18 protein-coding genes are annotated in these 20965 nt (G+C 36.6%); 17 read left to right on the top strand and 1 reads right to left on the bottom strand.

Annotated features, from left to right (window positions below; all coding sequences use genetic code 11):
* Positions 1 to 117: 117 nt before the first annotated feature.
* The 7 genes from OLD84_RS12000 (at position 118) to OLD84_RS11970 (ending at position 7360) form a co-directional block, all read left to right on the top strand.
* Positions 118 to 1356: an NADP-dependent malic enzyme gene (locus OLD84_RS12000; protein ID WP_209462097.1), complete on the top strand. Its 1239-nt coding sequence runs from the start codon at positions 118 to 120 to the stop codon at positions 1354 to 1356.
* A gap of 20 nt (positions 1357 to 1376) precedes the next feature.
* Positions 1377 to 2012, top strand: a complete 636-nt coding sequence (locus tag OLD84_RS11995) for a FadR/GntR family transcriptional regulator (RefSeq protein ID WP_245301475.1) — start codon at positions 1377 to 1379, stop codon at positions 2010 to 2012.
* A 96-nt stretch (positions 2013 to 2108) separates the two neighbouring features.
* Complete coding sequence (gene accD / locus OLD84_RS11990; RefSeq protein ID WP_209462096.1) at positions 2109 to 2969, top strand: acetyl-CoA carboxylase, carboxyltransferase subunit beta; 861 nt, start codon at positions 2109 to 2111, stop codon at positions 2967 to 2969.
* Positions 2966 to 3922 carry an acetyl-CoA carboxylase carboxyl transferase subunit alpha gene (gene accA, locus OLD84_RS11985; protein WP_209462095.1) on the top strand — a complete coding sequence of 319 codons (957 nt, stop codon included), beginning with the start codon at positions 2966 to 2968 and terminating at the stop codon, positions 3920 to 3922. Before accD ends, accA begins: the two co-directional genes overlap by 4 nt.
* A gap of 188 nt (positions 3923 to 4110) precedes the next feature.
* Positions 4111 to 5070 carry a 6-phosphofructokinase gene (gene pfkA, locus OLD84_RS11980; RefSeq protein WP_209462094.1) on the top strand — a complete coding sequence of 320 codons (960 nt, stop codon included), beginning with the start codon at positions 4111 to 4113 and terminating at the stop codon, positions 5068 to 5070.
* Between the two features lie 33 nt (positions 5071 to 5103).
* Entirely contained in the window at positions 5104 to 6864 is a 1761-nt protein-coding gene (pyk, locus tag OLD84_RS11975; protein ID WP_209462093.1) for a pyruvate kinase, read from the top strand.
* Between the two features lie 106 nt (positions 6865 to 6970).
* Positions 6971 to 7360, top strand: a complete 390-nt coding sequence (locus OLD84_RS11970) for an FxsA family protein (protein WP_209462092.1) — start codon at positions 6971 to 6973, stop codon at positions 7358 to 7360.
* On the opposite strand, the gene ytvI is transcribed toward OLD84_RS11970, so the two are convergent.
* A complete protein-coding gene (ytvI, locus tag OLD84_RS11965) occupies positions 7361 to 8467 on the bottom strand; it encodes a sporulation integral membrane protein YtvI (RefSeq protein ID WP_209462091.1) in 1107 nt (368 codons plus the stop codon).
* A 399-nt stretch (positions 8468 to 8866) separates the two neighbouring features.
* Here ytvI and citZ point away from each other — a divergent pair, with 399 nt between their 5' ends.
* The 10 genes from citZ (at position 8867) to OLD84_RS11915 (ending at position 20837) form a co-directional block, all read left to right on the top strand.
* A complete protein-coding gene (citZ, locus tag OLD84_RS11960) occupies positions 8867 to 9982 on the top strand; it encodes a citrate synthase (RefSeq protein ID WP_209462090.1) in 1116 nt (371 codons plus the stop codon).
* Positions 9983 to 10285: 303 nt separating this feature from the next.
* On the top strand, positions 10286 to 11557 hold the full coding sequence (icd, locus tag OLD84_RS11955; RefSeq protein WP_209462089.1) for an NADP-dependent isocitrate dehydrogenase: 1272 nt from the start codon (positions 10286 to 10288) through the stop codon (positions 11555 to 11557).
* A 22-nt stretch (positions 11558 to 11579) separates the two neighbouring features.
* Positions 11580 to 12518 (top strand): malate dehydrogenase, encoded by a 939-nt coding sequence (mdh, locus tag OLD84_RS11950; RefSeq protein WP_209462088.1) that lies wholly within the window; start codon positions 11580 to 11582, stop codon positions 12516 to 12518.
* A gap of 131 nt (positions 12519 to 12649) precedes the next feature.
* Complete coding sequence (locus OLD84_RS11945; RefSeq protein ID WP_209462087.1) at positions 12650 to 13126, top strand: MaoC/PaaZ C-terminal domain-containing protein; 477 nt, start codon at positions 12650 to 12652, stop codon at positions 13124 to 13126.
* 148 nt (positions 13127 to 13274) lie between these two features.
* Complete coding sequence (locus OLD84_RS11940) at positions 13275 to 13970, top strand: response regulator transcription factor (RefSeq protein ID WP_209462086.1); 696 nt, start codon at positions 13275 to 13277, stop codon at positions 13968 to 13970.
* Entirely contained in the window at positions 13967 to 15358 is a 1392-nt protein-coding gene (pnpS, locus tag OLD84_RS11935) for a two-component system histidine kinase PnpS (protein ID WP_209462085.1), read from the top strand. Before OLD84_RS11940 ends, pnpS begins: the two co-directional genes overlap by 4 nt.
* Before the next feature lie 93 nt (positions 15359 to 15451).
* On the top strand, positions 15452 to 18091 hold the full coding sequence (gene polA, locus OLD84_RS11930) for a DNA polymerase I (RefSeq protein ID WP_209462084.1): 2640 nt from the start codon (positions 15452 to 15454) through the stop codon (positions 18089 to 18091).
* Between the two features lie 14 nt (positions 18092 to 18105).
* Positions 18106 to 18933, top strand: a complete 828-nt coding sequence (mutM, locus tag OLD84_RS11925) for a DNA-formamidopyrimidine glycosylase (RefSeq protein WP_209462083.1) — start codon at positions 18106 to 18108, stop codon at positions 18931 to 18933.
* Positions 18934 to 18961: 28 nt separating this feature from the next.
* Entirely contained in the window at positions 18962 to 19561 is a 600-nt protein-coding gene (gene coaE, locus OLD84_RS11920; protein WP_209462082.1) for a dephospho-CoA kinase, read from the top strand.
* A gap of 247 nt (positions 19562 to 19808) precedes the next feature.
* Entirely contained in the window at positions 19809 to 20837 is a 1029-nt protein-coding gene (locus OLD84_RS11915; protein WP_209462081.1) for a glyceraldehyde-3-phosphate dehydrogenase, read from the top strand.
* Positions 20838 to 20965: the final 128 nt, after the last annotated feature.

Here is a 20965-nt window from a genome sequence, read left to right as displayed (position 1 = left end):
AGAATCCCCATCTGTTATAATGAAGGAGTTAAGGGTGGTCAGACCACCTTGGAGCGTTATTTATTTTCACTTATAATTAATTATTATTTCTACTGTGAAAAGGAGCGGAATATTAATATGGCTAGCTTAAGAGATGAAGCATTACAAATGCATAAGGAAAACAAAGGGAAATTATCGACAGAATCAAAAGTTACGGTTCGAAATGCAGAAGATTTAAGTTTAGCATATTCGCCTGGTGTTGCTGAACCTTGTAAAGAAATATACGATCGTAAAGAAACGGTATATGACTATACGATGAAGGGAAACATGGTGGCAGTAGTCAGTGATGGCTCCGCGGTTCTAGGACTGGGAAATATAGGCCCTGAAGCAGCGCTTCCTGTTATGGAAGGAAAATCCGTATTATTTAAAAGTTTTGCCGGTGTAGATTCTTTTCCCATTTGCCTAGGAACAAACGATGTAGAAGAAATTGTGAGAAGTGTAAAGTTAATGGAACCAACTTTCGGTGGTGTTAACTTAGAAGATATCGCAGCACCTAATTGCTTCATAATTGAAGAACGTCTAAAAAAAGAAACCAATATACCTATTTTTCATGATGATCAGCACGGAACTGCAATTGTAACGGTAGCTGGATTAATCAATGCATTAAAACTTGTTGGCAAAAATTTCTCCGATATTAAAGTGGTAGCTAATGGTGCCGGAGCTGCAGGTATTGCTATTATTAAACTGTTATACAGCTTTGGGGTCCGCGAAATGATAATGTGCGATTCTAAAGGTGCTATATTTGAAGATAGACCCTATGGAATGAATGAAGTAAAAGACGATGTTGCCAAATTCACCAACAATGCTAAAAAAGAAGGTTCGCTTGAAGAAATGCTTGAAGGGGCAGATGTATTCATCGGTGTTTCCGTTGGTGGTGCGCTGTCAAAAGAAATGGTTAAGAAAATGAATGATGATGCTATTATTTTTGCAATGGCTAACCCTGAGCCAGAAATTATTCCTGGTGATGCGAAAGAGGCTGGTGCAAAAGTTATTGGTACAGGAAGGTCTGATTTTCCGAATCAGGTTAATAACGTACTTGCATTTCCTGGAATTTTCCGTGGGGCTCTAGATGTACGAGCTACAAGAATTAATGAACGAATGAAAGTAGCAGCAGCACAAGCAATAGCATCTCTGATTGCAGATGATGAGTTACATGAAGATTATGTCATTCCAACTCCTTTCGATGTGCGCGTTGCCCCGAACGTAGCATCCAGTGTTGCAAAAGCAGCGATGGAATCGGGCGTTTCCAGAATTGAAGTTGACCCAGAAGAGGTTGCTGAAAACACAAGGAATTTAACACGAATTGATGACAATTAATCGGTTCAAAGGAGTGAATCATGGCTGTGTCCATGTCGCCTAAGCAGAAAGTGTATCAAGAGGTATTACACGAAATACGCAGTTTTATTGATAACAATGAACTGAAATCTGGTGATAAGCTTCCGTCTGAAAGAGAACTATCAGAGTCACTTCAAGTTGGTAGGTCTTCCATTCGAGAAGCTTTACGTGCGATGGAATTATTGGGGTTAATTGAAACGAGGCACGGGGAAGGTACCTATATAAGTACATACCGCCCTTATCAAACAGTTGAGTTATTATCTTCTTTTATATTACAGGAGAACCAGACACAGAAAGAGTTGATGTTCGCTAAACGTATAGTAGAAAAAGAGGCTGCAAAATTAGCTTTTGATCATCTAAATGAAAAAGATATAGAAGAGTTAAACGCAATAATAAACGCTAGTATAAATCAATATAATAAACATACTATATTTTTTCAATACGTTTTTAAAAAGGCCGGAAATCTTTTATTAGGAAAGATTTGGCAACTGATGGAAGAATTCTCTCATACCATAAACGAAGAATACTATACGGAAGCATTTTATGTGAAGCTTACTCGAATTTATTCTAAGGGAGATTACGAATCCATTGAAGTATTATTTAAAGATGTAACTCAAATGTATGTTGAGAAGGATTAGTCATCCCCGACAATTTTTGACACCTTTTTTAATAAGGAGCCTTTATACTAATGAAAAATGATTGTGCCAACGTTTGTTGAAAAAGGAGGAGTTACCTTGCTTAAAGATTTCTTTGGCAAGCGAAGGAAGTATGCATCGATGCCAAGTGAACAAGCTAAGCTAGATGTTCCTGAAGGTTTAATGCAAAAATGTAATGGTTGCTATAAAATTTATTATCGTAAAGAAATGAGTAAGAATTTAAATGTATGCCCGAATTGTGGGTTCCATCATCAATTAGGTGCTTGGGAGAGAATGGAAAGTTTATTTGATGCGGAGTCATTTGAAGAGTGGGACGATAACTTTATTACAGGCAATCCGTTACAATTTCCAGGATACGAAGAAAAGATTGAGAAAGATCGCAAGAAAACAAAATTAAATGAAGGTGTCATTACTGGAAAAGGTTTAATAAATGGACAAGCTACTGGTTTTGCAGTAATGGATTCTAGTTTTCGGATGGGAAGTATGGGTTCAGTAATGGGGGAAAAAATTGCACGAGCCATTGAAAATTCCAAAAACGAATCCTTGCCTTTTGTTATTTTCACAGCTTCAGGTGGTGCTAGAATGCAAGAAGGTGTATTAAGTCTGATGCAAATGACGAAAACCTCTGTAGCTATTAAACGATTTAGTGATGCAGGGGGACTAATGATTTCCGTTATGACCCACCCAACTACAGGTGGTGTATCTGCGAGTTTTGCGTCACTCGGGGATTATAACTTTGCTGAACCTGGTGCATTGATTGGTTTTGCCGGTCGGCGAATTATTGAACAAACAATTCGTGAAAAGCTTCCAGATGATTTTCAAACATCGGAATTTCAGTTAAAGCATGGTCAACTCGATCGGGTTGTTCATAGACATGAGATGAAAAACCTTCTTGTGACATTACTCGATATGCATCAGAAGGGCGGGGATGTTTCATGAAGCAAGTATTGGAATTTGAAAAACCCATCGTTAATTTAAAAGAAAAAATAGCAGAATTAAAAAGTTTTACAGAAGATAGCGATATCGACTTATCAGATGAAATACATACATTGGAAAGCCGATTAGCTGTATTGGAAGACGATATATACGGAAATCTAAAGCCTTGGGATCGTGTCCAAATGGCCAGGCATCAAGAGCGTCCAACTACATTAGATTATGTGGAGAACTTATTCACCAATTTTATTGAGTTTCATGGCGATCGTTTATTTGGTGATGATGAAGCGATTGTAGCGGGTATAGCCTATTATAAGGATAGTCCTGTAACCGTTATTGGTCATCAGCGAGGAAAAAGTACAAAAGAAAATATCAGAAGAAACTTCGGCATGCCTCACCCTGAAGGATATCGTAAAGCGTTAAGACATATGAAACAAGCGGAAAAGTTTAATCGACCAATTATCTCCTTCATTGATACAAAAGGTGCATATCCAGGCAAAGCTGCAGAAGAACGAGGGCAAAGTGAGGCAATTGCTCATAATTTAAAGGAAATGGCTGGTCTTACTGTCCCCATTATCTGTGTAGTGATAGGTGAGGGAGGCAGTGGTGGCGCACTAGCCATAGGTGTAGGTGATCATATTCATATGCTGGAAAATGCTACATATTCTGTTATTTCGCCAGAAGGAGCAGCAGCCTTGCTTTGGAAAGATGCAGGATTAGCTCAAAAAGCAGCAGAAACAATGAAAATAACATCCTATGATTTGAAAAATTTAAATGTAGTAGATAAAATAATCCCAGAGCCAAAAGGTGGAGCGCATCGCGACTTTTATCAGCAAGCGGAATATATGGATCAGGTTATTGCGCAATCTTTAAGTAGTCTATCTACCTATTCAGCTGAAGAATTATTAGAAAATAGATGGGAAAAATATAAAAAAATTGGTGATTATAATCTCCTTTAACATGCAATATTTTACGAAGAGACTGACAAATCGTCAGTCTCTGATTGCTTTATTACTAAATTTTAAAAATTATCTTCTAGATTGTGTAATTAATTGCTATTTTAGCATTTTCGCATTATCTTTAAAGTATGGCAATGGCAATGATTAAACAATGAAATAAATTTCTGTGTTTAGAGGTGTGAATAAAGATGAAAAGAATCGGCGTTTTAACAAGTGGTGGTGACGCTCCTGGTATGAATGCTGCCATTCGTGCAGTGGTGAGAAAGGCAATTTACCAGGACGTTGAAGTATTTGGTATAAAAAACGGATTTCAAGGATTAATTGATGGAAATATTGAGCAAATGGAAATAGGCTCAGTTGGAGATATAATACATCGAGGTGGTACGATATTACGATCTGCAAGAAGTGAAGAATTTAAGACAGAGGAAGGTCAAAAAAAGGGAATTGAACAATTAAACAAATACGGTATAGAAGGTTTGGTTGTTATAGGTGGAGATGGTAGTTTTCACGGTGCGCAAAAATTAACTGAAAAAGGCTATCCGTGTATTGGTGTGCCTGGCACAATTGATAATGACATTTCAGGAACAGACTTCACTATTGGTTTTGATACAGCATTAAATACCATAATTGAGGCAATTGATAAAATCCGAGATACAGCAACATCTCATGAGCGCACATATGTTATTGAAGTAATGGGAAGAGATGCAGGTGATCTTGCTCTATGGGCTGGTCTGGCAGGTGGAGCTGAGAGTATACTTATTCCAGAAAAAGAAGAGGATTTCACGGATATTGTGGATCGGCTAAAGCGTGGTCAAGAACGTGGCAAGAAACATAGTATTATTGTCATAGCTGAAGGTGTTGGAAGTGGATTTGATTATGGAGAACAGATCAATGAGGCAGTTGGGCTAGAGACACGAGTAACCGTACTTGGTTATATTCAACGCGGTGGATCACCTACAGCAACGGATCGTGTCTTAGCGAGTAGACTCGGGGCAAAATCAGTAGAGAGTTTACTCTCAGGAAAAGCTGGAAAAATGGTTGGTATATATAATAATCAACTTGTTGAACAGGATATTGTAGAAATACTATCAGAGAAACACGAAATAAATCACAATATGTATAATTTATCAAAAGAACTATCTATATAAATAGAATTAAAAGTTGTATTGGAGGAAGCTGAAATGAGAAATACAAAAATCGTATGTACGATTGGACCTGCGTCTGAATCAGTTGAAACATTGGAGAAATTGATGGAGTCAGGAATGAATGTGGCACGTTTGAATTTTTCCCATGGAGATTTTGAAGAACATGGTGCACGTATTAAAAACATAAGGCAAGCAGCTGAAAACACTGGTAAAACAGTTGCCTTATTACTAGATACCAAAGGACCTGAAATAAGGACTGCTACTTTTAAAAATGGGGAAGCAGAGATTCTTCAGGATTCTGTTGTGTTTGTAACCATGGATGACGTTGAAGGTACTGCAGAGCGCTTTTCTGTTACGTATAAAGGATTAATTAACGACGTGCACGAGGGGTCAAAAATCCTATTGGATGATGGGCTTATTGAATTGGAAGTAGTAAGTGTGGACAAAGATAAAAATGAACTTAAAACAATTGCCTTAAATTCTGGAACTATTAAAAATAAAAAAGGGGTAAATGTTCCGAATGTATCTGTGAATTTACCAGGAATTACGGATAAAGACGCGCAAGATATTGAATTCGGGATTGAACAAAATGTTGACTTTATTGCTGCATCTTTCGTCCGCCGTCCATCCGACATATTTGAAATACAATCTTTACTTGAAAAACATGATGCAAATAACATTCAAATCATACCTAAAATTGAGAATCAAGAAGGCGTAGACAATATTGAGAGTATCTTAGAGGTAAGTAATGGCTTGATGGTTGCTCGTGGTGATTTAGGGGTTGAAATCCCTGCAGAAGATGTTCCGCTCGTGCAAAAAGAGTTAATTAAAAAATGTAATACAGCTGGTAAGCCGGTTATTACGGCGACACAAATGTTGGATTCTATGCAACGCAATCCACGCCCAACAAGAGCAGAGGCGTCCGATGTTGCCAATGCAATATTTGATGGAACAGATGCGGTTATGCTATCTGGCGAAACGGCTGCTGGGGACTACCCGATCGAGTCTGTACAAACCATGAGTAATATATCATTAAAAGCGGAATCCGCATTGGATCACAAATCAATCTTAAAACAACGTTCCCGAAATGTAGATATGACGATCACAGAAGGTATTAGTCAGTCTGTAACACACACCGCAAGGAACCTCTCTGTTAGTGCGATTATTACACCAACCGAAAGTGGTAACACGGCAAGAATGATTTCTAAATATAGACCAAAAATACCAATTGTAGCTGTTACTTCTTCAAAAAGCGTTGAACGACAATTAGCTTTGTCTTGGGGTGTACACGCTGTAGCTGGCGAACAATCCAGTACAACAGATGGAATGCTGGATGTTGCAATAGATAGAGGATTAAGTACGGAATTATTTGACCGTGGCAGTAGAGTTATTATTACGGCAGGTGTTCCAGTTGGAGAAAGCGGAACAACAAATATAATGAAGGTACATGTAATAGGTGATGTAATTACAAAGGGACAAGGTATTGGTAAACGAAGCGCGTACGGTAAAGCAATTTTAGCTAACACAGCTAAAGAAGCTAATGAAAGATTAGAAGAAGGAGATATCCTAGTCACCTATGGAACAGAAAGGGATATGATGCCTGCACTGGAGAAGGCCAGCGGAATTATTACAGAAGAAGGTGGGTTAACATCACATGCTGCTGTAGTGGGATTAAGCCTTGGAATTCCTGTAATTGTAGGAGTAAAAGATGCCCAAGATACGTTGGAAGATGGACAGGATATAACAATTGACGGTACAAAAGGTGATATATACAAGGGGCATACGCGCGTCCTTTAAAGATAGAAAATGTTCAAAAAGTCCGGTAATGAGATGAAAAAGTTAGTGAAGAAGAAGGGAGAATCCCCTTCTTTTTCCATTTTTTAATGAAAGGGTGAAACACAAAATGAGGTGGCTATTACTTACATTATTAATCGTATCTGCACTCGAGATTGGTGTATTCTTGTGGATTGGTGGACTTATTGGGCCTTTGTGGGTAGTATTACTAATCTTTCTAACAGGAATATCCGGTATTATGCTTGCTAAACAACAAGGAATAGAGGCTTGGAACCGAGCAAGGATCTCTATGAATAGTGGGGAACCTCCTACTGAATATATTATTGATGGCATTTGTATTTTTATTGGTGCAGTGTTTTTATTTACACCTGGTTTTGTAACAGATATTGTTGGATTTATGCTGGTAATTCCATGGACTAGAAGCATGTTTAAAAATAGTATAAGAAAGCTTATCATGAAGATGTCAGGTAAAAGTACAATCATTTATCGCAGGTGGTAACTATCCTTTAATAAAAATCCATAATCGATGCGTAATTCCTGCCTGATGAAACGCATTTAAAGAAACCAGAAGAACAGGTGCAATAACTAACCCTAAAAATCCCCATAGTTGAAGACCGATAAATACTGCTATCAATACTGCAATTGGGCTTAATCCCATGCTACTTGATAGTATTTTTGGCTCAAGGACTTGCCGTACTATTATAATGTGCATATATAAAATGATAAGGCTGATTGTCATGCCGTAATCACCTGTAATAAATAGGTAAATAATCCAAGGTATAAAAATAATTCCTGTCCCAACATATGGGAGTAAATCAGCTGCAGCAGCAATTAACGTAATTGTTAAAGCATGTTCTACTTGCAAAATGGTTAACCCTATAAAGATAATTCCAGCTGTAATGGCGATAAGTATCACTTGTGCTTTAACAAATCCAAGTACAGCTTTTTTTAAATAACGAAGCACCTGCTTAGTAGATGTATCCAGTGAGGATGGGATCATTTTTCTTATTGCATTTTCTAGTCTAGGCCAATCATTTGTAAATAGAAATGTTGCTAAAACAATAAAGGTAAAAACAGCAACAGAATTAGGTAACATGGAAAGGACAACAGGGATGTTCAATAATAAACGTTGTAATAGATCGGCACCTGTTGAAGCAATATTATTGGCCAATTGTTGGATATTTTCATTAATTGTTAGTTGTTGAGATGGTTCAAGTGTATGAAAATAAGAAATTAACTTATGATATAAAGGCAAGATTGATGTATCAATAAATTCTTTCACTGCTGTAATAAATGCATGAAAGTGAGCAGGTAATTTTTCGGCTAAATATGCACTCCCCTGAATTAATTCGGTAACGATTAGGAATAGGCTTCCCAGCAAGAAGATAAACAGACCTATTATCACAGAAGCGGTTGCAAATGGCCTGGGAAACCTGATTGTATGTTGAAAAAAATTGACAAACGGATTAATTAGATAAGAAATGAGCAGTGCAAGCACAATTGGATACAGCAGTGAAAATGTATATTTAATAAGTAGGTAACTGCAAATAATAATGCTAATTAGTAGTAGAGCTCTAAGAAATCTAAATAACAATGGCTTGGACATATTTTAACCCCATTTTTGACAGAATAAGAAGGTATAAAAAGCTCCTTACTGCATAAGTGCAACTAAGCTTTTCTCAAAAATCTTGGGGATGATAAGCCAAGATTTCTAAAAAAAGGCTTGTACTAAGTTACATATGATGATTGGAAGGGAAATAGACTACTGGACATATAATTAGTCAGCCTTGTTTTATTATTACTTTTAGAATAAACTGGAGATAATCAGGAGTGAATTATATCTTCTAAAAAATTCTTGATAAAATTAATTGGTTTTAATTCACATTACATTCTTAATACTTTATAATTATTAAGTGGGATGAGTGCTTCATGCTGACAATTATTGTCGATTATAATTATTTTCCGAGATGTAATAATACTTTATAGAAAAAGGAGAGGGTTTGTTATGACAACAACGAAAGGTCTTGAAGGGGTTGTAGCAACTCAATCGTCAATTAGTTCCATTATTAATGACCAATTAACATACGTTGGTTATAAAATTGATGATTTAGCAGAGAATTCAAGTTTCGAAGAAGTAGTCTATTTATTATGGAACCAAAAACTACCAAACAAATCGGAATTAGATGCTTTTACAGCAGAACTAGCTACAAACATGGAATTACCTGAACCTATAATTGATCATTTACGCTCTTATGATCTATCAAGTGTTCATCCCATGGCGGCATTACGTACTGCAATTTCACTTCTTGGGTTACATGACAGTGAAGCGGATGTAATGGAAGAAAAAGTGAATAAGCAAAAAGCAATACGTATACAGGCTCAAACGTCAACAATTGTAGCGGCTTTTGGAAGAATTCGCCAAGGGAAAGATCCGATTAAACCGAAAAAGGATTATGGTTATGCAAAGAACTTTTTATATATGCTCAATGGAGAAGATCCTAAAGACATTGAAATTGAAGCAATTAATAAAGCACTCGTACTTCATGCTGATCATGAATTAAATGCCTCTACCTTCACTGCTAGAGTGTGTGTTGCTACATTATCAGATATATACTCAGGTGTTACAGCAGCAGTAGGAGCATTGAAAGGGCCTTTACATGGCGGGGCAAATGAAGGCGTAATGAAGATGCTTACAGAGATTGGTGAAGAAGAAAATGCAATCCCTTACATCGATGAAAAATTTAAAAACAAAGAAAAGGTCATGGGAATGGGGCATCGCGTATATGAAAATGGCGATCCACGTGCCAAGCACTTAAGAAGAATGTCAAAAGAACTAACGAAGATAACTGGGGAAGATAAATGGTATAATATGTCCCTGAAGATTGAGGAGTATATTAAAGAGCAGAAAGGATTACCAGCTAATGTTGATTTTTACTCTGCTTCTGTTTATCATAGCTTGGGGATAGATCATGATTTATTCACTCCTTTATTTTCAGTAAGCCGTATGTCTGGTTGGTTAGCACATATTCTGGAACAGTACGATAATAATCGTCTAATTCGTCCTCGTGCGGAATATGTTGGTCCAGAATCACCTGAATATGTATCAATTGAGAAACGATAAGAATCAAAAACGAAGCTAATTAACAGGCAAAAAGGTGAGCGAAACTTACATGGCTAGTTCTGTAAAAATTACTAGCCATTGCTCCGTTTTTTTGTTTGCAGCTAAGGATCCAACGGCTCCACTTCACGTAGCGACCATTTACCATGAAAATGGTTTGTTTTCATACAAAGGATAAAACCGTTCTTACTGCGTAAGTTCAACAATGGTTTTCGTCATAAAGCTTGTCGATAACCTAAGTTTTCTACTGAAAACTTATAATATGTTATACTATCTATATAAGAAGATTACTAGGAGGTATTTTTTATGGCACAAGGAGAAAAAATTATAGTAGAAAATGGTAAAGTGAATGTACCTAATAAACCAATTATTCCTTTTATTGAAGGAGACGGAACTGGTCCAGATATTTGGAAATCAACTAGAAATGTTATCGAGGCTTCAGTAGAAAAGGCATATAATGGTGCTAAGGGAATTGAGTGGACTGAAGTTTACGCTGGACAAAAAGCATATGATAAGACAGGCGAATGGTTGCCACAAGAAACGCTTGATATGATTGATGAATATAAGATCGCGATAAAAGGCCCATTAACAACACCGATTGGCGGAGGAATTCGTTCATTGAATGTTGCGTTACGTCAGGAACTTGATCTATTTACATGCCTACGTCCTGTTCGTTATTTCAACGGTGTTCCATCACCTGTTAAGCGTCCAGAAGAAGTTGACATGGTTATATTCCGTGAAAATACGGAGGACATTTATGCAGGAATTGAGTGGCAAAAAGGATCAGATGAAGTTAAAAAAGTAATTGATTTCTTACAAACTGAAATGAATGTAAGCAATATTCGTTTCCCTGAAACTTCTGGTATCGGAGTGAAGCCAGTATCTGAAGAAGGGACAAAGCGGTTAGTACGTTCAAGTATTGATTATGCAATAAATGAAGGACGTAAAAACGTTACTTTAGTACATAAAGGTAACATTATGAAATATACAGAAGGTGCATTTAAAGCATGGGGTTATGAAGTAGCTGAAGAAGAGTATGGAGATAAAACGTTCACATGGGCTGAATATGATCGCATCGTTGAGCGTGATGGTAAAGAAGCAGCTAATAAAGCACAAGATGATGCTTTAGCAGCTGGAAAGATTCTCGTTAAAGATTCAATTGCTGATATCTTCTTACAACAGATTCTAACTCGTCCAAAAGAATTTGATGTTGTTGCATCAATGAACTTAAATGGTGATTATATTTCTGACGCTTTAGCAGCACAGGTAGGTGGAATTGGTATTGCACCTGGAGCAAATATCAATTATGATTCCGGCCATGCGATTTTTGAAGCAACACATGGTACTGCACCAAAATATGCAGGGTTGGACAAAGTAAACCCATCTTCTATGATTCTTTCTGCAGTGTTAATGCTTGAACATCTAGGGTGGAGAGAAGCAGCTGATTTAATTACAAAAGCAATGGACAAAACAATTGCTTCTAAAGTAGTAACGTATGATTTCGCACGCTTGATGGATGGTGCCACTGAGGTTAAGTGTTCTGAATTCGGTACTGAATTAATTAACAACATGGACTAATCAAGAAGAGGTGGGGAAAGTAATGGCAATAAAGCGAAGTAAAATTTCAGTAATTGGTTCAGGCTTCACTGGTGCTACTACTGCATTAATGATAGCGCAAAAAGAACTTGGAGATGTTGTACTGGTAGATATCCCCGATATGGAAGAACCAACAAAAGGAAGAGCATTGGATATGCTTGAGGCGAGCCCTGTACAAGGTTTCGATGTGAATATTACAGGAACGTCTAATTATGAAGATACGAAAGACTCTGACTTAGTTATTATTACTGCAGGAATCGCTCGTAAGCCAGGAATGACCCGTGATGATCTGGTAAATACAAATGCTAAAATTATGAAATCTGTTGCAAGCGAAATTGCAACATATTCACCAGAAACATTCATTGTCGTTTTAACAAACCCTGTGGACGCTATGACATATTCAGTATTTAAGGAATCTGGTTTTCCTAAGGAACGAGTTATCGGTCAGTCTGGTGTCCTTGATACCGCCCGTTTCCGAACGTTTGTAGCACAGGAACTTAACCTGTCTATAAAAGATATTACTGGATTTGTTTTGGGTGGACATGGCGATGATATGGTTCCGTTAATCCGTTATTCTCATGCTGGTGGAATTCCGCTAGATACATTATTGTCAAAAGACCGTCTAGATGCAATTGTGGAACGCACACGTAAAGGTGGAGGAGAAATTGTTGGCTTATTAGGGAATGGTAGTGCATACTACGCACCTGCCGCATCTCTAACTGTAATGGCAGAAGCGATTCTTAAAGACCAGCGTCGTGTCATTCCTTCTATTGCATATCTGGAAGGTGAATATGGGTATTCCGATATTTATCTTGGGGTTCCAACTATCCTTGGTGGAAATGGAATCGAAGAAATTATTGAATTAGATCTAACCGATGAGGAAAAAGCAGACCTAGATAAATCTGCAGCATCTGTTAAAGAGGTACTTGACGTATTAAAATAAGAAATTATTAGTGAGAGCTTTTTATTGCCCATACGTGTAATAAAAAGCTCTCTTTTTATAATAAAATAGAATTGTATATAAATTTCTGTTATAATAGTAAACGCTTACATAATTTATTGGAGGTGATCATTTTGCTTGGTAAAAAGAGGAGAATGGGCAAGGTGTTGGATGAATTAAAGGTGGGGGATTCTTATACAGCAGTCAAAATTATTGAGGATAAGGACTTACTATTGTATTTAGGTTTAACCAATGATGCAAACCCATTATATATCCAACATGATTATGCATCACAAACACCCTATAATCAACCCATCGTCCCCTCTGTGCTGTTATTTGGGATGGTATCTTCTATTATTTCCATGCACTTGCCTGGCCCAGGGAGTCATATCACACAGCATGAAATGACTTTTCCGAATCCAGTTTACCACCAGTCAGAGGTAACGTTTACGATTGAAATAATTGCTATTGATGAAAGTAATCATAAAGTTGCATTATCGGTTGTTGGATTTGATAAAGAAGGTGGAGAAATAGTGAATGGTAAACTGTATGTATCTCCACCTTATAAACCAAATTCATTGACAGCAAGCTCACTAGAAAATTTTTTCTAAAAGTTTTAAAATGCTATCCACGTGTTGGGTAGTATTTTTGTTAAGTTTTATTAACATACTTTTATTATATTCACTTTTGTTTTCATTCATTGTAAGATAAGGATAGTATTAAAATACGTTGGTCTTAATTATAGAAGTGGGGTTTATAATGATGCAAAAAATTCTTATTGTAGATGATGAACCATCTATTGTTAAATTGATTAGCTACAATGTGGAAAAAGCAGGCTTTCTCACTGATGTAAGCTATGATGGATTGGAAGCTGTCAAGAAGGTGGAAGAAAATGAATACGATCTGGTCATACTTGATTTAATGTTACCTAAAATGGATGGGGTGGAGGTTTGTAAGCATTTAAGAGCCCAGAAGATTGATACAGCTATCCTAATGCTAACAGCAAAAGATGAAGAGTATGATAAAATATTAGGGTTAGAAATTGGGGCAGACGATTATTTAACCAAACCGTTTAGCCCTAAAGAGGTTGTCGCTCGTATAAAAGCAATTTTAAGAAGAACAAATCGGCCACAACAACCTATGTACAAAAAAATTCAAATTGGGAATCTAGTGATTTATCCTGAACGATATGAAGCAAAAATGGATGGTGAACTTATTTTTTTTACAAGAAAAGAATTTGAACTTATTTTCTATCTTGCTAATAATAAGGGCAAGGTTATATCCAGAGATCAGCTGCTACATAAGATTTGGGATTATGATTTTATTGGTGACACTCGCATTGTCGATGTGCATATAAGTCATTTAAGAGATAAAATTGAACCAAACACAAAAAAACCAGTGTACATAAAAACCGTACGGGGACTTGGTTATAAATTGGAGGATCCAACAACATGAAGGCATTATTTACAAAACCATTATTTAGCTATGTTTTAGGAGTATTAATACTTCTGGTGAGTACAGGATTCGTATTAAGTCTACTAACTGATAATTATATTATATTAAGTGCTGTACTATTGACGACCTATGTAATCTTAATAATATTTATGCTTCATATATTCACTACTTATATTAAACCGATTAAAAAGGTCACGAAAACCGTTGATGAAATGGTTAAAGGTAATTATAGAGCTAGGTTCCACTATAATGAACAAGGGGATATCGGAAAATTAAGCAGTAAGGTTAATTTATTGGCACGCAACTTAAGTGAACTTTCTATCCAGGAGCAAATGCATTCTGAACAGTTGTCTTCTGTGATCAATAATACAGAAAGTGGACTTGTGCTTATTGACGAAAGAGGCTATATTCATCTTGTTAACCGTAAATTTATTTCTTTATTTGGAGAAACAACAAAGGATTACAATGGTTATCTTTATTATGAAGTAATTAACAATGAACACATTCATGAAACAATACAAAACACATTTTTATATGAAAAAAAGATGAAAGAAGCTTTCACGCATTATAAGGGTGTTCATAAACATTATTTGGAGATAGTTGGAGCACCCATTTTTAATGAACGAAATATGTTAAAAGGTGCGGTACTTGTGTTATATGATATAACAGAATTGAAAAAACTTGAGTTGATGCGTAAAGATTTTGTTGCAAATGTTTCGCATGAACTAAAAACACCTATTACATCAATCAAAGGCTTTTCAGAGACTTTACTAGATAGTGAGTTCGATGATGATCAATCGAGAAATGAATTTCTTGGAATTATATACAATGAGAGCCATCGGTTACAGTTACTTATTGAAGATTTATTATCATTATCTAATTTGGAGAAAGAGGACTTTCAACTCGATTTATCTGAAGTACAAACAAAGGCCTTAGCAAATGAAGTGGTCCCAGCGCTTAAGTATAAAGCAGAGCAAAACCAGATACATTTTACAATGCAGATTGAGGATATTACGTTCACTGCTGATAAGGAAAGAATAAAGCAAGTATTCATAAACCTTGTAGATAATGCTATTCATTATACGCCGGACAGTGGGGAAGTTACGTTACTAGTAGATGCTACAGAGGAACATGTACATATTAAGGTTGAGGATACAGGAATGGGTATGGAGCAAAAGATATTGCCTCGTATATTCGAACGGTTTTATCGTGTAGATAAAGCTCGAAGCAGAAATACTGGTGGTACTGGCTTAGGTTTGGCTATCGTCAAACATATCGTTGAAGTCCATGGTGGTGAAATTACAATTGATAGCGAATTGGATAAAGGGACAGCTGTTCATGTATATTTACCAAGAGAAAATCTAGATAATAAAACAACCTCCTTGTGAGGGTGTTTTATAATATGAAGCTTTATATGATTCCTTTGCAGGTACAACAATGATAAACTATAGATAGGATCAATTAGATTGGAGGATATAAGGATGTCGAACAAACTCGTTCTTATTGACGGAAATAGTGTTATTTATCGTGCTTTTTTTGCACTACCCTTATTAAGTAATGATAAAGGGGTGTATACGAATGCGGTTTATGGTTTCACAACCATGCTACTTAAAATTTTGGAAGAAGAAGAACCAACACATATCCTTGTTGCATTTGATGCTGGGAAAACGACATTTCGTCATGAAACCTATAAAGAATATAAAGGTGGCCGCCAGAAAACGCCTCCTGAATTGTCAGAACAATTTCCGTTACTGAAGGAATTACTAGATGCATTTCAGATCCCACATTATCAGTTAGAGCAGTATGAGGCAGATGACATTATAGGCACCCTCTCCACTCAAAGCAAGAAGAATGATTTGAATGTTAACGTAATATCAGGCGATAAAGATATGCTACAGTTGGTTTCTGATAAGGTAACCGTAAGTCTAACAAAAAAGGGTATTTCTGATGTGGAACGATATACCCCTGAATACATGAAAGAAAAGATGGAAATTTCTCCAGAACAAATCATTGATTTGAAGGCATTGATGGGGGATAGTTCTGATAATATACCAGGAGTTCCAGGGATAGGAGAGAAAACGGCTACCAAGTTATTAAAACAATACGGGACAGTAGAATCCGTATATAACCATGTTGATGATGTTAGAGGGAAAAAATTGAAAGAGAATTTGGTTACATATAAAGCGGACGCATTTATGAGTAAAGATCTTGTTACGATTAACTGTGATTCTCCGATAACCATATCTATCGATGACCTTGCTTATGAGGGATATGAAAAAGCGAAACTAAGTACAGTCTTTAAAGAACTTGAGTTTCAATCTTTATTAAGCAGAATTGATTTGGATTCAGTCAGTGAAGGTAGCGATGAAAGGTCTTTAAAAGAAATTGATTTAACGATTGTTCATGAGGTAACTACTGATATGTTCACCGGGAACGAAGCATTAGTGGTTGAAATGATCGCGGAAAATTATCATACGAGATCTATTAATGGAATTGGGCTCGTTAATGAAAGCGATGCATACTTCATACCTGTTGACGTGGCTCTAGACTCGGATGCATTTAAAGACTGGGCGGAAGACAGCAGCAAAACGAAGAGCGTATTTGACGCCAAAAAGACGTTGGTTGCATTATTAAATCATGGAATTCATATTAAAGGCATTACATTTGATATGTTGCTGACTTCATACTTGCTTAATCCATCCGATAATAACCATGATATACCCGCAATTGGCAATAGAATGGGAAAAACCGATGTATTATACGATGAAGAGGTATATGGTAAAGGCGCAAAATTAAAAGTGCCTGAACAAACAATGCTAGCAGAACACGTCGCACGGAAAGCTTCCATTTTGTATTATTTAAAAGAGGAAATGGAAGATAAACTAAAAGCGAACGAACAATATGAATTATGCCAAGAATTGGAGATGCCACTTGCATTGATATTGGGAGAAATGGAGCATACAGGTGTTCGAGTTGATCGTGATCGTCTTCATGACATGGACAAGGACCTTAATCAGCGGTTAAAAGATTTGGAAAAAGAAGTTTATGATTTAGCTGGTGAAACGTTTAATTTGAATTCACCGAAACAATTAGGACCAATCCTATTTGAAAAGCTGGGCTTGCCAGTTATTAAAAAAACAAAGACAGGTTATTCGACAGCAGCGGATGTACTCGAGCAATTAGAAGATAAGCATGAAATTATACCGAAACTGCTTCTGTACCGACAATTAGGCAAATTACACTCTACGTATATCACAGGGCTTTTAAAGGTTGTAAATGATGATACGAGTAAAATCCATACACGGTTTAATCAAGCATTAACTCAAACTGGGAGATTAAGTTCCATTGAACCCAACCTGCAAAATATCCCGATTCGATTACAAGAAGGGCGCAAAATTCGTCAGGCCTTTGTGCCAGAGGAAAAGGAATGGGTCATGTTTGCTGCGGACTATTCACAGATTGAACTGCGGGTATTAGCACATATTGCAAATGATGATAAGCTAATCTCGGCATTTAAAAACAATGTGGATATTCATACACAAACAGCGATGGATGTATTCCATGTTGGAAAAGACGAAATAACAGCGAATATGCGACGTCAGGCAAAAGCTGTTAATTTTGGAATTGTGTATGGAATAAGTGATTATGGTCTTTCGCAAAGCTTGGGAATAACACGTAAAGAGGCGAAACAATTTATTGAACGGTATTTTGAAAGTTATCCAGGTGTAAAAACGTATATGGAAGATATTGTCCAAGAAGCAAAGCACCAGGGGTATGTTACAACATTAATGAATCGTAGAAGGTACTTGCCAGAAATTACGAGCCGCAATTTTAATACACGAAGCTTTTCGGAGCGAACAGCGATGAACACGCCTATTCAAGGCAGTGCTGCTGATATTATAAAGAAAGCAATGATTGATCTTCATGGAAAGTTAAAAGAAGAGAAACTTCAAGCACGTATGCTACTTCAAGTACATGATGAATTAATTATTGAAGCACCAAAAGAGGAAATAGAAAAATTAAAAGAAATAGTACCAGCGGCAATGGAGCAAACCGTCGAATTGATCGTACCATTGGAAGTCGATTATGCTTATGGAAGCAGCTGGTTTGATGCTAAATAAGGAGAGCCATTTACATGCCAGAATTACCAGAGGTAGAAACAATAAAAGAAACATTAAACCAATTAATTAGAAATAAAACAGTTAAAGAAGTGGCGGTATATTGGCCCAATATCATAAAGGAACCAGATGACGCGGAGCATTTTAAGATGTTACTAGCAGGACAAACCATTCAGGATATAACCCGAAAAGGAAAGTTCTTATTGTTTCAATTAGATGATTACGTACTTGTTTCGCACCTTCGCATGGAAGGAAAGTATAGTGTTCATAACGTAGCTGACCCGTTGAAAAAACATACACATGTTACGTTTACATTCACGGATGATGAGGAGCTTCGTTACAATGATGTGCGTAAATTCGGTACCATGCACCTCCATAAAAAAGGGGACGAAATGCGTAACAAACCATTAAATAAGCTTGGTCCAGACCCGTTTGATCAAGCATTCACCTTTGATTATTTTTCGGAAAGACTTAAGAAAACGGATCGTGTAATTAAATCGGCGTTGTTGGATCAATCGATTGTAGCTGGGTTAGGTAACATTTATGTTGATGAAACATTATATAAATCAAATATCCATCCATTAAACCAATCAAGTAAATTAACGCCAAAAGAGATCAAAGCAATTCAGGATCAGACGATAGAAACACTGGCTGAAGCGGTAGAAAAGGGCGGTACTACTATTCGTTCCTATGTAGATGTACAAGGGGATATGGGGATGTTCCAGCAAGAATTGTTTGTTTATGGACAAGAGAATCAAGCATGTAAAAAATGTGGAAGTATGATTATCAAAATGAAGGTTGGCGGTCGTGGTACACATGTGTGCAATACCTGCCAAAAAAATTAATGGAACCATCTTTTAAGGAGGGGAGATAATGACGCTAATAATCGGATTAACAGGTAGTATTGCAACTGGAAAAAGTACTGTTTCCTCCATGTTCGATGATTTTAATATACCAGTAGTTGATGCAGATAAAATCTCAAGAGATGTTGTTCGGCCTGGGGAAAAAGCATATGACAAAATTGTTGAGGCGTTTGGCCACGAGATCTTGCAAGATGATAAAACATTGGATCGTGAAAAGCTAGGTTCAATCATATTTGCTGATGAAAAAAAACGCAAACAACTTAACCGTATTGTGCATCCAGCAGTTAGAGAAGAAATGCTTGAGCAAAGAGATGCATATGTGAAATCAGGAGCTGCATGTGTTGTTTTAGATATCCCTTTATTATTCGAAAGTCAATTACCTCATTTTGTTGATAAAACCTTAGTTGTTTATGTTGATGAAGAAGTGCAATTAAATCGCTTGATGAAACGAGATGGTTATACAGAGGAAGAAGCAAACCAGCGCATTCAATCCCAAATACCCATTAAAGAAAAAGCGAAAAAAGCAGATGCATTTATCGATAATAACGGTACTAAACAGGAATCTTATAAACAGCTGGAGGAATTATTAAAAGAATGGGAAACAGTTTAGGATAGAAGTAAAAGAAATAGAAAGTAGGCCATACGAGAGTTATTCGTTTGGCCTATTATTTTTGGGAAATAGGAATGAAACTTTCCTACAGCATAAGTGTCACTAAGGTTTTTCTCCATAAGCTTACTAATAAGCCAAGTTATATAAGAAAGAAAATATTAAAATTGATGACACATTTTGATGCCAATGTGTTATACTAATAATATAAAATAATAAATTAAGTATAACACATACAGGAGGATTACAGATGAATAAAACCCGCGTTGCTATTAATGGATTTGGTCGTATTGGGCGAATGGTATTTCGTCAGGCAATTACGGATGATAATTTAGAGGTTGTTGCGATTAATGCAAGCCATCCTCCAGAAACCCTTGCCCATTTAATTAAATATGATAGTGTGCATGGAATTTTTACCAAAGAAGTGAAAGCGTTTGATAACGAACTGGCAATCAATGATAAAAAGGTTATGATCGTAAATTCGCGTGAACCGGAAAAGCTTCCGTGGAAACAGCTAGATATCGATATCGTAATTGAAGCGACAGGCAAATTTAAAACAAAAGAAACTGCTGGCTTACACATCCAGGCAGGTGCCAAAAAAGTCATTATTACAGCACCAGGTAAACAGGTTGACAACACAATTGTTGTAGGTGTTAACGAGGAAACGTATCACCCAGAAAAAGATGACGTGATTTCTAATGCCTCCTGTACAACGAATTGTTTAGCACCAGTAATGAAAGTTTTGGATGATAATTTTAAAGTAACAAGTGGTATGATGACGACAGTCCATGCTATTACAAATGACCAAAATAATTTAGATAATCCACACAAGGATCTACGTCGTGCTCGCGGATGCACGCAATCTATTATTCCAACATCTACAGGTGCGGCAAAAGCAATTGGTGAGGTAATGCCACATTTGGATGGAAAATTACACGGAGCGGCATTAAGAGTACCAACCACAAATGTTTCGTTAATAGATTTAGTAGTCGATGTAGAAGATTATGTAACGGTTGACTCCATTAATCAGGCATTTAAACAGGCATCTGAAAATGAGTTAAAAGGTATTGTTCAATACAGTGATGCCCCGCTAGTATCTATTGATTATACAACAACCGATTATTCAGCGATTGTCGATGGCTTATCGACAATTGTTATGGAAGATAATAAAGTAAAAGTTTTAGCTTGGTATGATAATGAATGGGGTTATTCGAAACGTATCGTGGACTTATCAACGTATATTGGAAGTTACATTCACCAAAAAGTCAAAATTTCATAATTTTATTTAAAGCATCTATTACTTACCGTATTTATTCGGTATTCATATAGATGCTTTGTTTTTTTAATGATAGAGGAATTAAGAGAAACATGTTAAAATAGAGGAATATATACTAAATCAGATACATC

It is taken from the genome of Virgibacillus natechei (genome assembly GCF_026013645.1).
Lineage (GTDB): Bacteria > Bacillota > Bacilli > Bacillales > Amphibacillaceae > Virgibacillus_L > Virgibacillus_L natechei.
The sequence above is the reverse complement of the archived record's forward strand: the minus strand, read 5'-3'. Positions and strand labels throughout refer to the sequence as shown.

Excerpts from the sequence above, each read along its gene's own strand:
- polA (WP_209462084.1), top strand. The coding sequence starts at position 15,452 with ATGTCGAACAAACTCGTTCTTATTGACGGAAATAGTGTTATTTATCGT.
- pyk (WP_209462093.1), top strand. The coding sequence starts at position 5,104 with ATGAGAAATACAAAAATCGTATGTACGATTGGACCTGCGTCTGAATCA.
- icd (WP_209462089.1), top strand. The coding sequence starts at position 10,286 with ATGGCACAAGGAGAAAAAATTATAGTAGAAAATGGTAAAGTGAATGTA.
- coaE (WP_209462082.1), top strand. The coding sequence starts at position 18,962 with ATGACGCTAATAATCGGATTAACAGGTAGTATTGCAACTGGAAAAAGT.
- pnpS (WP_209462085.1), top strand. The coding sequence starts at position 13,967 with ATGAAGGCATTATTTACAAAACCATTATTTAGCTATGTTTTAGGAGTA.
- citZ (WP_209462090.1), top strand. The coding sequence starts at position 8,867 with ATGACAACAACGAAAGGTCTTGAAGGGGTTGTAGCAACTCAATCGTCA.
- pfkA (WP_209462094.1), top strand. The coding sequence starts at position 4,111 with ATGAAAAGAATCGGCGTTTTAACAAGTGGTGGTGACGCTCCTGGTATG.
- mdh (WP_209462088.1), top strand. The coding sequence starts at position 11,580 with ATGGCAATAAAGCGAAGTAAAATTTCAGTAATTGGTTCAGGCTTCACT.
- ytvI (WP_209462091.1), bottom strand. The coding sequence starts at position 8,467 with ATGTCCAAGCCATTGTTATTTAGATTTCTTAGAGCTCTACTACTAATT.
- OLD84_RS12000 (WP_209462097.1), top strand. The coding sequence starts at position 118 with ATGGCTAGCTTAAGAGATGAAGCATTACAAATGCATAAGGAAAACAAA.
- OLD84_RS11940 (WP_209462086.1), top strand. The coding sequence starts at position 13,275 with ATGATGCAAAAAATTCTTATTGTAGATGATGAACCATCTATTGTTAAA.
- mutM (WP_209462083.1), top strand. The coding sequence starts at position 18,106 with ATGCCAGAATTACCAGAGGTAGAAACAATAAAAGAAACATTAAACCAA.
- OLD84_RS11915 (WP_209462081.1), top strand. The coding sequence starts at position 19,809 with ATGAATAAAACCCGCGTTGCTATTAATGGATTTGGTCGTATTGGGCGA.
- OLD84_RS11995 (WP_245301475.1), top strand. The coding sequence starts at position 1,377 with ATGGCTGTGTCCATGTCGCCTAAGCAGAAAGTGTATCAAGAGGTATTA.
- OLD84_RS11970 (WP_209462092.1), top strand. The coding sequence starts at position 6,971 with ATGAGGTGGCTATTACTTACATTATTAATCGTATCTGCACTCGAGATT.
- accA (WP_209462095.1), top strand. The coding sequence starts at position 2,966 with ATGAAGCAAGTATTGGAATTTGAAAAACCCATCGTTAATTTAAAAGAA.